This is a genomic window from Pedobacter sp. KH_004, assembly GCF_057840755.1.
In genome coordinates, this window is record NZ_CM174519.1 from 4780405 (window position 1) to 4793528 (window position 13124).

General features: G+C 37.3%; 11 protein-coding genes. All 11 read left to right on the plus strand.

Going from position 1 to position 13124, the window contains the following annotated elements:
* Positions 1-936 precede the first annotated feature (936 nt).
* The 11 genes from AC3ITD_RS20600 to AC3ITD_RS20650 all read left to right on the plus strand — a co-directional run bounded on the left by AC3ITD_RS20600 (position 937) and on the right by AC3ITD_RS20650 (position 13067).
* Positions 937-1842, plus strand: coding sequence for an NAD-dependent epimerase/dehydratase family protein (locus AC3ITD_RS20600; protein WP_489362573.1), 906 nt, complete (start codon positions 937-939; stop codon positions 1840-1842).
* A 46-nt stretch (positions 1843-1888) separates the two neighbouring features.
* Positions 1889-2821 carry an NAD-dependent epimerase/dehydratase family protein gene (locus tag AC3ITD_RS20605; protein WP_489362574.1) on the plus strand — a complete coding sequence of 311 codons (933 nt, stop codon included), beginning with the start codon at positions 1889-1891 and terminating at the stop codon, positions 2819-2821.
* Positions 2818-3663 (plus strand): glycosyltransferase family 2 protein, encoded by an 846-nt coding sequence (locus tag AC3ITD_RS20610; protein ID WP_489362575.1) that lies wholly within the window; start codon positions 2818-2820, stop codon positions 3661-3663. The genes AC3ITD_RS20605 and AC3ITD_RS20610 overlap by 4 nt, the downstream gene beginning before the upstream one ends.
* 199 nt (positions 3664-3862) lie before the next feature.
* Positions 3863-5359, plus strand: coding sequence for an MATE family efflux transporter (locus AC3ITD_RS20615; protein ID WP_489362576.1), 1497 nt, complete (start codon positions 3863-3865; stop codon positions 5357-5359).
* Positions 5346-6056, plus strand: a complete 711-nt coding sequence (locus tag AC3ITD_RS20620; RefSeq protein WP_489362577.1) for a glycosyltransferase family 2 protein — start codon at positions 5346-5348, stop codon at positions 6054-6056. The genes AC3ITD_RS20615 and AC3ITD_RS20620 overlap by 14 nt, the downstream gene beginning before the upstream one ends.
* Positions 6057-6118: 62 nt before the next feature.
* A complete protein-coding gene (locus AC3ITD_RS20625) occupies positions 6119-7192 on the plus strand; it encodes a glycosyltransferase family 4 protein (RefSeq protein WP_489362578.1) in 1074 nt (357 codons plus the stop codon).
* On the plus strand, positions 7189-8277 hold the full coding sequence (locus AC3ITD_RS20630; RefSeq protein WP_489362579.1) for a glycosyltransferase family 4 protein: 1089 nt from the start codon (positions 7189-7191) through the stop codon (positions 8275-8277). Before AC3ITD_RS20625 ends, AC3ITD_RS20630 begins: the two co-directional genes overlap by 4 nt.
* Positions 8274-9353 (plus strand): glycosyltransferase family 4 protein, encoded by a 1080-nt coding sequence (locus AC3ITD_RS20635; RefSeq protein ID WP_489362580.1) that lies wholly within the window; start codon positions 8274-8276, stop codon positions 9351-9353. The genes AC3ITD_RS20630 and AC3ITD_RS20635 overlap by 4 nt, the downstream gene beginning before the upstream one ends.
* On the plus strand, positions 9353-10183 hold the full coding sequence (locus AC3ITD_RS20640; RefSeq protein ID WP_489362581.1) for a glycosyltransferase: 831 nt from the start codon (positions 9353-9355) through the stop codon (positions 10181-10183). The genes AC3ITD_RS20635 and AC3ITD_RS20640 overlap by 1 nt, the downstream gene beginning before the upstream one ends.
* A gap of 136 nt (positions 10184-10319) precedes the next feature.
* Complete coding sequence (locus AC3ITD_RS20645) at positions 10320-11297, plus strand: MraY family glycosyltransferase (protein WP_489362582.1); 978 nt, start codon at positions 10320-10322, stop codon at positions 11295-11297.
* A 183-nt stretch (positions 11298-11480) separates the two neighbouring features.
* Complete coding sequence (locus AC3ITD_RS20650; RefSeq protein WP_489362583.1) at positions 11481-13067, plus strand: capsule assembly Wzi family protein; 1587 nt, start codon at positions 11481-11483, stop codon at positions 13065-13067.
* Positions 13068-13124: the final 57 nt, after the last annotated feature.

Consider the following 13124-nt stretch of genomic DNA (forward strand, 5'->3'; position numbering starts at 1 on the left):
TTGGACTTTTACCTATTAGGGTATACTGGTGCCCTAAATGCGTTACAAACCGGTATGTATGGATTTCATCGGACAAAGAGTAATCATCGTCACATTGTTTCTATCTCAAAAGTTTGGCTTTTAGGGGTAACCATCCCAAATGATCTAAACCGCCTGGAATCCAATGCTGCTAGTTATCAATGTGCTAGTTTATTTTTTTGCAAGTCTTCGATTTCTTTACTTATCTTTTTTTAACAGAATTTTAGGATATCAAGTTGTTATTAAGATTTAGCTTTATTCTCCTTTAATACTTTTGCTGGTGCCAGCCTCTTTACTCGGTGAATCTCCCGTATTATCTTACAAAGTTTTAGCCTTTTTCTTAGTTTTCGGACAGATGTCTTCTTCCACAGCGTTGAATTTTTTCAATGCTGGGCATCTAACGGTATCAACAATCCCCTATCATGCGGTCTGAGCACTCCAAAAACAAATTCATGATCTTCTCCACGCGAAAATTTTTAGCTCTATAAAAGGGCGTTAACATTGAATGAAGACATCATACGCCATAATTAATTCCTCGAATGCCTAAGATTTTCACTAGTAATATCACTCTTTAGTAACCAAATTTTCTTCTGAAAATTATAAGTTTTTATTGAGGGATACCGATGGAAATGAAATTATATATTCGTCTGTAAAATTCCATATGGGTCATAAAATCGTTAAATAAATCCAAAAAATATCCTTAAATTACTGGTAGTGATGTGTACCTTTGAATCATTTGGCGCCAATTGAGCTAATAGAGACCTGTATAGTTATTAATTCTCTATTTTCTTTAGTAAGTACTTTCAGATTAGCGTTGGGAAAAATACAATAATGAATCTTTAAAGAATGGTCTGAAGTTTGGCTCTTATTGTTTTTTAGCTACCTAAGCCAATTTTGTGCCATTGTAAAGAATAAAAAATGAATGTTAGTGTTACCGGGGCAACTGGGTTTGTCGGCCAGAATTTAGTTCCTTTCTTGAATAAGAAGGATGTGAAAACTTACGCTTTAGGACGTCAGGACATGTCCGGTGATTTTATATTTTCGAAGGATATTCAGGCGATCGTTCATTTAGCTGGTAAAGCTCATGATTTAAAGCAGACGTCAGATTCGAGTGAATATTATACTGTGAATTTTGAGTTAACTAAAAAACTATATGACGCATTTTTAAAATCCGATGCTAAAAAATTTATTTTTATTAGCTCTGTTAAAGCTGCGGCCGATAGTGTAGATGGTATATTGCAGGAAGATGTAATCCCATCTCCCATTACGGATTATGGGAAATCAAAATTGATGGCTGAAGCCTATATACAAGCACAACTACTACCGCCAGGCAAAAGCTTCTATATTCTTAGACCATCAATGATCCATGGTGCTGGAAATAAGGGGAATCTGAATTTGTTGTATCAGTTTGTAAAAAAAGGTATACCTTATCCACTGGTTGCCTTTGAGAACAGGCGGTCATTTTTAACAGTTACAAATCTTTGTTTTGTTATCAATGAAATTATTCATCAGCATAAAATCCCCTCTGGGATATACAATGTCGCGGATGACGACGCGTTATCTACTGTAGAGGTCGTTGGGATTTTAGCGAAATCAATGGGTAAGAAGCCCTCATTTCTAAAGCTTCCAAAACAAATAATTTCGGCAATTGCAAGGCTTGGCAGTATTCTGAAATTACCTTTGAATTCAGAACGATTGGGGAAATTAACAGAGAATTATGTAGTTAGCAATCAAAAAATTACCAGTGTGCTTAAAGTCAATTTGCCATTAGCAGCTAGGGACGGGCTCCTGGAAACGGCCAGGTCTCTACAAAATCATAGATAAGAAAAGCAACACGACTTTCAGAAAGTATCTCATAATTAAGTATAGCATGACGAAGTTAAACCAAACAAGCCAAATATCGAAATGTCTAATCACAGGAGGTAATGGTTATTTGGGAAAACATATCAGTGAATCTTTAACTGCACAGAACTATGATGTACATAGCCTGGGTATTAGCGAGCATAATCATTATAGCTTTGATATTTCGGTTGGTATACCTAGTTTAAAAGATGAGTTTGAAGTGGTCGTTCATTGCGCAGGAAAGGCGCACAGTTTCCCCAGAACAGTAGAAGAAGAGGCAGCTTTTTATGAGGTTAATGTAAAGGGCACTGAGAATCTGTTAAAGGCATTAGAACAGGCACCAAGGTTACCTAAAAGCTTTGTTTTTCTGAGTTCTGTTTCTGTTTATGGTCTAAATGAAGGGCTGTCAGTTAGTGAAGATGCGCCACTATTATCGAAATACCCATACGGCCGGAGTAAAATAAAAGCTGAACAGCTGATACGTAATTGGTGCGAAGAAAGGCATATATCCTGTTTAATTTTAAGGCTACCTTTATTAGCAGGGAAAAATCCTCCAGGTAATTTAAAATTAATGATCGATGGTATTAAACAAGGTTACTATTTTAACATTACAAAAGAGGTAGTTAGAAAAAGTATTGTAATGGCGGCTGATGTCGCCCGGATGATTCCGTCAAGTTTACAGGTAGGAGGAACATATAATCTTACCGATGGTTATCATCCATCATTCCAAGAAATAGCTGATTTGATCGCAGATCAACTGGGAAAAAGAAGGCCGAGGAGTTTACCTAAGTGGCTTTACCGGTTGGTGAAAATTTTGGCCAATAAACTTAAATTTATTTCTCCGGTGAATGCATATAAATTTGAAAAGCTATCTTCAACTTTAACTTTTGATGATTCAAAAGCTCGAAAGACTCTTGGTTGGAATCCAGAGAAGGTGCTTGATAAGTTTGAGATAGAATGAAAATGATTTATAAACCACTTAAGTTGATTGCTTATCATTTCTACTGGAAATTAATTTCTTTCTCTTGGTATTTTCTAAATAAACCTACAAGCCAGCTAGAGCGGCAATCTAGCTTTTCTATTGGGATAACAACCTACATCAACAGGTTTGAATCTTATTTCAAGCCCTTGATAAAGCAACTCCATTATTGCTTTCCTGATACGCAACTAGTTGTACTGCTTAACGGGCACTATGAGCTGGAAGAGCAACACCGATACATTAAAAAAGCGAAAGCCTTTTTAGACCAATATCCAAACGTAAAACTCGTCACTTTCGAGCGGCCCCAAAGTTTATCCAAACTATGGAACTTATGTGTCATCAATGCGGATGCTGAAAAAGTTCTAATGCTAAATGATGATCTCAAGTTATCGCCTTGGTTCGCCAAAGCATTTCACGCAAGCAAAATATTAGGGTCGGAAATTGCATTAATTAACCGAAGTTGGAGCCACTATTTGATTTCTAAATCCGTTTTGCGCAGGGTGGGTTGGTTTGATGAGAGATTCCCTGCAATTGGGAATGAAGATGAAGACTATGAGGCAAGGCTTTCAATGGCTAAGCTACCTTTAACAGATTTTAAAATCAGGGAAATATTTAATGTGGTAGAACTCCCTAAAAAGTATTCTTACGGTAAAGATGTGGATCTGGTTAATGTCAAATACGCCAAGTCAAATCAGGATTTTTTTAATCTCAAATGGGACAAGGTTTATGAAAAAAAGAAGGGATATTTTTATGTTCCTATATTAAATGCATATCTCAAGCTTAAAGATGGAATGGAAACGCCAAATTTCTACAATCATCTATAGTCTTAAAGTTTAACTTTTTTGTGGGGGCTAGTGTGATTTTAGCTTCTTGAGATAAAATTAATTTGCCAGATCAAACTCGCCCAGCATCTGTAGTGTCTATAAGCCTTAAGCTTGATGAGACAGGATTTGAACAAAAATATTTAATTTTAGCAAAATTGATTCTTATTCGGCAGGCAAATCAACATTAAAATGAAGTAATTTGAATACAAATAAAAATGCGATCGTTAAAAGCGGTTTTTTTTCTGTTTTACAAATCATTGTGGCCGCTATTGCATATATCGGTATATATGTGATAGTCATTTCCAAGCTGGGGCGTGAACAGCTCGGCCTTTGGTCAATAATTACTGCACTTCCGATGGTGATTTCATTTTTAGGGACAGGGGTTGCCGGCTCTTTGATTAAGTATATTCCTACCTATCAAACCAGTGGTCAATCCAACCAGGTTAACCAATTAGTGGCTAATGGCTTATTTTTTAATTTTTTATTGGCAGCCATCCTTACAATACTCGCCCTGATATTTGATAAAAGACTATTGCATCTGATGCTCGGTGAGACTAGACTAACTCTCGAGCTTATTCATCTTTTTTATTTAGCGCTATGCTGTTTTTTTATAAATTTCCTAAGTTCGGTCTTCTTATCGGCGCTTGACGGATTACAAAAAATACCGCTTAAGAACAAAATTTTAATGGTATCATCTATTTTCTTTTGTGTGAGTGCAGTCTTGCTTATCCATGGGTATCAACTAAAGGGACTATTTATAGCGCAGTTACTGCAGTCATTTTTAGTGTTTGTATTTTCAGCCATAGCATTGGTACGTGTCAATTCTTTTAAATTTCACTACCGGATGATAAGCTTACATCATCTCCGTATTTTTTATACCTATGGAAGTAAGTTTCAATATATATCTATTCTCAATATTTTATTTGAACCGGCGACAAAATATTTTTTAAACCGGTATTTCGGACTAAGCGCGGTGGGTACATTTGATTTAGTCAATCGGGTTGTTGGTCAGTTGAGAACATTAATGGTAAATGCCATACAGGTTATTGTGCCTTTTGTTACTAAAAGCCTCAAAGAAACCGACACCATTTCATCCATCTATCAGAAGTCTTTCAGGGGTGCCATGTTACTTTGTAGCATACTTTTTGGAGTACTTATTAGCGCCAGCTTCTCTTTAGGTTATTTTTTTCACAAGATTAACATCTTCGAATTTCAGCTGATGCTGGGGTATCTGGTGTTCGGTTATATGTTTAATGTGTTGTCCACGCCCGCTTATGCTATCAGGTTGGCTAAGGGGCAGCTATCATTTCTTTTAATTGCGCAGGCTCTTTCCACTGGCCTCAACATTTTACTATTTGTTTTGCTGGGGCAAGCTCCAAGCATGCTATTGGTGCTTTTTCCTACCGCGCTAGCCATGGCAATCCCTTCTGTCTATCTGATTTTAAGCTTTGAATCAACTTTATCTGCTTCATTTGCATTTTTTAATTCCAAAGATTCAATCATTTACTTGGTTAGTATTTTGTTTCCGATGATTTGTGCCGGTCTGTCCCTATTTTACTCCAGTTTTTATTTATCAATGTTTTTCGGCACACTTCATGGAATTATTCTCATAGCACTCATCTATAAGAATGAATTTTTAATGGATGTGTTCTATACTTTGATGAGACGAAAAAAAACAGATTATGCAGCCTACTAAAGTTTCTGTTATAACCGTAGTTTACAATGGAGTGGCCTATATTGAGAAAGCGATACAAAGTGTATTGGCCCAAAGCTATGATAATATTGAATATATTATAATAGACAATCAATCAACCGACGGTACGCTCGAGATTGTTGAGAAGTATAAAGATAAAATCATCGTTATATCTGAGTCAGATAACGGGATTTATCATGCCATGAACAAAGGGATTGCATTGGTTTCTGGGGAATTGATCGGGATACTGAATAGTGATGACTGGTATGAGCCAAATGCTGTTAAACTGATAGTTGATGCCTATCATAAAAATCCCAGTTATGACGTATTTCATGGTCTTTTAAAATGCGTTGATACTGGAGGAAATTTAACAAAAGTGATTGGTCACCACTTTGGGTTTTTAAGAAAAGGAATGATAGAACATCCGACCTGTTTTCTTCGTAGACGAGTTTATGATAAGCTAATTTTTGATACACAATACAAGGCAGCTGGTGATTATGATTTCATGCTCAGGGTTTTGGAACAAGGGTTTACTTTTTTCTTTTTAGCCCAACCGATAGCCAGCTTTAGGTCAGGCGGGATTTCTTCTTCTTTTATTGCTGCGAAAGAAACTTTGGCTGTTCAGCGAAAGCATAATTTAATCAGTAATTTTAAAAAAATTATATTAACCAATTACTTCAAGCTTAAATTAAGACACTGAGGACTTTAGGGATTGCTTATGGCTAGGTGAACCTGGTTGAATATTCTATCAAATGTTTGCGAATGAAAATTAGTTTTCTGATTAGTGATATTTCCCTGACCCGTGGGGGTGAACGCGCTACTGCTTTACTGGCTAACGCCTTGCAGGCTAGCCATCAGGTACATATAGTTTCGCTTTATAATCAAAATAAGACCCCATTCTTTTATGTTGACCCACGCATAGAGCAACATTATATCAATACCATTTCAGCGCCCGATATAAGTAAAGTCAAATCGAAATACAGAGAAATAAAGGGATTTGCATCGCTGATAAAGAAATTGGATTCGGATATATGGATTGGTGTGGGCACTTATTGTTCATCTCTGTTAGGCGTTTTGAGTTTTAGAGATAAAAAGAGCAAATACATTGCCTGGGAGCATTCTAATTATGAGGCGGCAAGCCTAAAGTGGAGACTTATTAGAAAGACGTTTTTCATATTTATGGATGCAGTCGTCTGCCTCACCAAAAGCGATGAGAAATCTTACTTGGTACACTTTCCTAAAGTTGCAGTTATACCAAACATATTATCCTTCGTAACAGAAAAGGTGACAGATTTAACCCAGCAAACGATCATTTCAGTTGGCGCATTGGAGTATGAAAAAGGATTCGACCTTTTGATCTCATCGTTTAAAAAAATTGCAAGCCAAACGGACTGGAATTTGAAGATAATAGGTTCAGGAAGTAAAGGTATCTCCTTAATCAGGCAAATTCAGGAGGCAGGATTGACTTCACGAATTCATTTGATAGGCAACACTGCTGATATTAAACAGGTCTATCTATCCTCATCAATTTACGTTCTTCCCTCTAGAAGAGAAGGTTTTGGTATGGTGCTGATAGAGGCCATGGAGTGCGGGGTTCCATGCATCGCTTTTGACTGTGATCATGGGCCCAGGAACATCATCTCTAATAAAGAAAATGGCTTATTGGTTAGTCCTTCTGGGGATATTGATAAACTCGGGGAAGCAATTCTATCTTTGATCAATAACTTGCCTTTAAGAGAAAAAATATCTAAAGGGGGAAGACTTACCTCCAGGGAATATCAGTCTGGCCATATTTTGAGATTATGGGTCTCTTTATTTAAACAATTGCAGAAATGAGAATAGGTGTGGATTACAGATCTGCTATAAGTAGCGTAAGGGGAATAGGTTACTATCTAAAAAGTGTTATTCTTCAATTGGCCATCTTGGACAAAATCAACACATACTATCTATATGTCGATCATCAAATAGCCGTTGAACTTCCTTCCAACTTCAAAATTGTTGTAATTAATTGTCAGAGCCTGATCCTGTTCGAGCAATTCTACCTTCCCCGTCAGGCTAAGATAGATCGCCTCGATCTATTGTGGTATCCATCAAATTCAGGTCCTTTATTTTTAAAAAAGAACATCAAACTGATTTTGACCATACATGATTTGGTTTCATTAAATCGTAAATTTGCCTTATCTGATTTACAAAATTTTAATTCATTGAAAAGTTTAGTTGCAGATCAATACAGGGGCTTCTCATTGAAGTGGGGTCTAACAAGAATTAATCGCATCATATCCATTTCCAAGTATACCGAAGCGCAGATTTTTAAACAATTAAAAAGCGGATCCACACAAATCTATAATCATATCCATCCATTAGTGCACAGCAAGGAAACTCACATTTTAAAAAAATTAAAGCTGCAGGCTAAGGATTATATCTATACCTTGACTGGTAGTTCAAAACATAAGAATCTACCCGCTTACATTAACCTATTTAAATCTGGAAGCATTGGTAAAGTTTTGGTAATAAGTGGGGTAACAGATGCAGATCTTATTGAAAAGCATGGCAATGAATATATCATATTTACTGGAATGATAACAGAGGAAGAAAAAGCTTCCCTGTATTCCAATGCTTCAGCCTTTTTATTTTTATCCCATCATGAAGGATTTGGATTACCCATCTTAGAGGCGATGCAGTTTAACATCCCAATCATTTCATCAGATCGTGATGCTTTGCCGGAGGTGGTAGGGGACGCTGGAGTATTGGTAAATCCTGATGACTATGAAGAAGTTAAACAAGCATTACTCAACTTAGGCAATGACGACCTGGCTTTGCTTAAAATCCGGCAAGATAAGCAAGTCAGCAAATTCTCAGATTGGATGTGCTCCGCCAAGTTGCACTTGGATCTGTTTTTAAGAGAGGGCAGCAGATTATGAAACTGCTTTTCATCATTCCCCAGATCAGCACAGCCGGTGGTGTACAAAAGATCGTAGCACAGTTAAGCTCTTACCTGCAGGAATCCGGATATCAGGTCACCATTTTAAACTGTCTACCATTTGTTGGAGTTTCCTTTTATCAGATCCATGATCTTGTAGAAATAAGTTCATTAAATATGAGGGCATACCCAAGTAAGGGTTTAAGCAAACTCCATTGGTATTACCAACTCATCGAACCCTTAAATGAATTTCTAGCTAATCATCATTTTAACATCGTATTTGCGGAAGGCGGATACCTATCTGCAAGTTTAAGCTTAACTAAAACCAAAAACACAATTAAAGTTGGTTGTGAACATGTAAATCATGATGCGGTTAATCCCATACATGGTTTTTTAAGAAGGTTGTTATTCAAAAAACTAAATGCCCTGGTCGTACTTACTAAATCAGATTATCTTTATTATAATAATTTCCTGCCTAGAGTTTATCGCATACCTAATTTTATTGAAAAGATTCCAGATCAGCATACCTGTGATGCTGATCGGACTATTATGGCAATAGGCAGGTTGACATACCAGAAAGGTTTTGATACTTTGATTAATTCTTTTAAGCTGGTCAATGAACTGTATCCAAATTGGAAATTGATCATTTATGGGGAAGGGGAATGCAGGGATGAGTTAACTCTACGGACGAAAAAAGCCCAGCTTGACCAAGTTGTTTCGCTGCCTGGAGAGACTAGTAACGTGAGCGAAGCGCTTAAAGGCGCTGCTATTTTCGTACTTTCATCCAGATTTGAAGGCTTTCCCCTTGTATTGTTAGAGGCGATGAGTCAAGGCATATGCTGCGTGAGTTTTAATATAAGTGGAGTGAATGAACTGATTATCGATAACAAAAATGGGAGCCTGGTCCAGGCTGGAAATGCAAGGCAACTGGCAGAGAAAATTTTGATGTTAATTGAGTTCCATGAGTTAAGGAGTCGATTGGGCCTTAAGGGGAAGGAAACCAGCTATCATTATCAGCTTAGCCAGGTCGGCGAAGAATGGAAAAATCTAATTAAAAAATTAATACAACAACCCTAATGCAGTTTAGTGTATTGATATCCGTTTATCATAAAGAGCAGCCTGGCCATTTTAATAAGGCACTGGCCAGCATTATCGATCAGTCTCTTCCCCCTTCTGAAATTGTGCTGGTGATCGATGGTCCGGTAAGCGTTGAACTCGAAACTGTGGTGAGCCATTTTACTTCCTTGCACCCTTCTTTATTTAAAGTGATCAGACTTCCTGTTAATCAGGGTCTAGGGAACGCTTTAAAGACTGGCGTTCTTAACTGTAAATATGAGCTCGTTGCCAGAATGGATTCGGATGATATTGCCCTTTATAACCGGTTTGAAAAACAGATCGATTTTCTCAGGACTCATGAATCAATTTCAGTTGTGGGATCAAATGTTGAGGAGTTTGATATCGTTCCAGGCGATTTAAAGATCTATAAGCAGCTTCCAGAATGCGGGATACCTTTACTCCGCTATGCTAAGCATCGAAATCCACTCAATCACCCCTCTATTGTTTTCAGAAAACAGGCAGTTATTGAAGCTGGAAATTATCAAGGAGACATTCTGCTTTTTGAGGACTATATGCTGTATATCAGAATGCTCCTAAAGGGCAATGAATTTTATAATATTCAGGATAATCTCATTTATTTTAGAATTGGAAATAGACGTGAAAATATAAAACGCAGGAGGGGCTGGCATTATCTGAAAAAGGAAATCAGTTTTCTCCTTTATGCCAATCAATTAAAATATATCAGTCATTGGGAATTGTCTAAAGCGATCTTAGCCAAGCCTGTCGTCAGATTATTGCCTTTGCCAGTTGTTCTATGGCTATACAAGAATTTCCTAAGGAAGAAAGATTAGCCCGGGTTCCCTTAAACTACAAGAATCTTATTGTGCTTATTATGGTAGGGCAAATGTATACCCTATAAATAATCAGGTTCTATTTTTTAATACCTAGCGTAATAAATTTATCTTTGAGGTCATTTTAATCATTTTAATGTCCATTTATTATAATTACTTGATTGTTTTTATCGGTCTGGTGCTCTCCATGCTTGTTTATTTTAAGCTAGCAAATAAATATCAGATTCTAGATATACCAAATAATAGAAGTTCCCATAGTTTAGTCACTGTTCGGGGGGGAGGGATTATTTTTCCAATTGCCTGCCTGTTTCAATTCATTTTTTTTGGCTTTGAGGCCCCATGGTTTTTGATCGGTTTATTGATTATCAGTCTGATTAGTTTTTTGGATGATATCCTTACCCTGGATAGCAAAATTAGAATGTTATTTCAGTTTACAGCTGTTTTAATGTTGGGATTTGCCTTGCAATTTTTTAAGATCATCCCTGTGTATGGCATTTTAATAGTCTTTGTGCTGATAGTGGCCATCATTAATGCTTATAATTTTATGGATGGTATTAACGGCCTCACCGGATCTTATAGTTTGCTGACTGTGATAAGTTTATACTACATCAATACGTATGTCATTTCATTTGCAGATCCTTCGCTTTTAATTGTGATAGCAATGGCTTTGCTGATATTTAATTTTTTTAATTTTAGAACAAGGGCGAAATGTTTTGCCGGTGATGTAGGCAGTGTGAGTATTGCCTTTATGTTGGTATTCCTAATCGGCAGGTTGATGCTGGCCACATCAAATCTAAGCTATATTTTACTGCTGCTCGTGTATGGCCTGGATACTGCAACCACCATTATTTTTCGCTTAATCAGGAAAGAAAATATTATGCAGCCGCATCGCAGCCATTATTATCAGTTTCTTGCAAACGAGAAAAAGTGGCCGCATTTAAAAGTATCTTCCTTGTATTTCCTGCTTCAGTTAACGATCAATTGTCTATTGTTTTTTTTCTTGAACGATAACCTTGGTCTTGCCATTTTAGCGACAGTTTTTATTTCAGTCTTGTTTATTGGATTACGGTTCTGGCAAGAAGGGAGCAAAAGATTATTGAAGCCTTCATCTTAATTCAAAGTGAGATATTCTGAGTTTTTTGTTGCTTTTCCATCGACTAAGCTGCGGGGTGAACTTATTTTCCTTAAGAACACAATCCAATTAAATTGTATATTTGTTCAATACCTTAATTTAGGCAGATTTACACCTTTTTACAGCCCGTAGTAAGACCAATTTTTAATAGATTAATAATTATTAATGAAAAATTATCTGCAGATGAAGTCGAAGCTTTCCAAATTACGACTCTTTTTAGGTGTACTGGCGCTGATTTCTTTAAGCCAGGAGATTCAAGCCCAAACTTTAAGCCTTGATTTATTAGAAAACTTTCTGGATTACTATAGACGTAAGCAATTATTGGGAACCGATAGCACTGGTTTCTCTTATATGATCAGACCAATAGTCTTACCGTCAGGTGATGAATTCAGTAGATTACGTTATCAGAACGCTAGTGGAAAAATTTCTTTTGTTGCCCTTCCTATTGTTTTGCAACAACAATACAACTCGCACCATCCATACGGCATAAATGATAATGCTATGATTCAGGCTAAAGGCTATCAGGCAATGATCTCTGCAGGGGTATATTTTAAAGCGGGTCCGTTGAGCATCCAATTGCGACCTGAGTTTGTTTATGCTGCCAATGATGATTTTGAGAAGTTAGAAACGGTAGATAACCATTTGTATTATGCATATCCTAACCTGGTTTACAACAGGATAGATTTGCCATCAAAATTTGATGGTGGTGGTTATAACAAGGCAAGCTGGGGTCAAAGTAGCATCAGGCTCAATTTTGACCCTATTTCCTTTGGACTCTCCACAGAAAATTTATGGTGGGGACCTGGCAGGAAAAATTCATTGCTGATGAGCAACAATGCGCCAGGTTTTAAACACCTTACTTTAAATACCACCAGACCAGTAGATATAAAGGTAGGAAAGATCGAAGCTCAAATTATTGCTGGTCGTCTGGAGAACTCCAATGTATCGTTACCTTCTTCGCCATCCAGTGTGAATTCTTTTCTAAATAAACCTGATCAATGGCGTTCAATATCCGGGTTTGTATTTAGCTATCAACCAAAGTGGATTCCAGGTTTGTATCTTGGTGTTGATAGAACTGCAGTAGCATATCATAATGAATCTGACAGTGCCATTTCATTTTCTTCATGGTTTGGCCGCTTTCTATTACCTGAAAGCCATGCTGAAGTTTATTTTCAGGTTGGGAAAAATAAACATCTTGAAGATGCTAGCGGTAAAAAATTAGCATCTAACGCCTACGTGGCCGGGTTTACAAAGTTGGTCCCACTTAGGGCAGAAGATCAATTTATTCAGGTAGGGATAGAATTCACCCAGATGGAGGTTCCCAGGTCCAGAGGGGTAAGCGTAAAGCCTTCTTGGTACACAGATCCCAAAATCATGCATGGGTATACCAATAGGGGTCAAGTCATTGGCGCTGGTATAGGCCCAGGTAGTAGCATGCAGAGTTTAGACCTGACTTGGGTCAAAGGCGTAAAGCAGATTGGATTAGGAGTTGAGCGTATTGTGAACAACAATGACTTTTTCTATACTGCTGGTCCTCCTGTGGGTGATATCCGCAGGCACTGGGTTGATATTGGCTTAAAAGCAAACTTCGCCTGGAATTTTAATAGAATAATGGTTAATGCCGATTTGGGTTATTTAAGGTCTCTAAATTATCAATGGCAGCAGATCAATGATGGCGGGTTCTTCTGGGACATTCCAAAAACAGATGTAAATAATTTTCGTGCCAAAATTGGCCTAATGTATAACCTGTGATTTCAATGCGCATGAATATCATTCTTTTAAAGCCACGGGCAATCTTTTGCTTGGTAT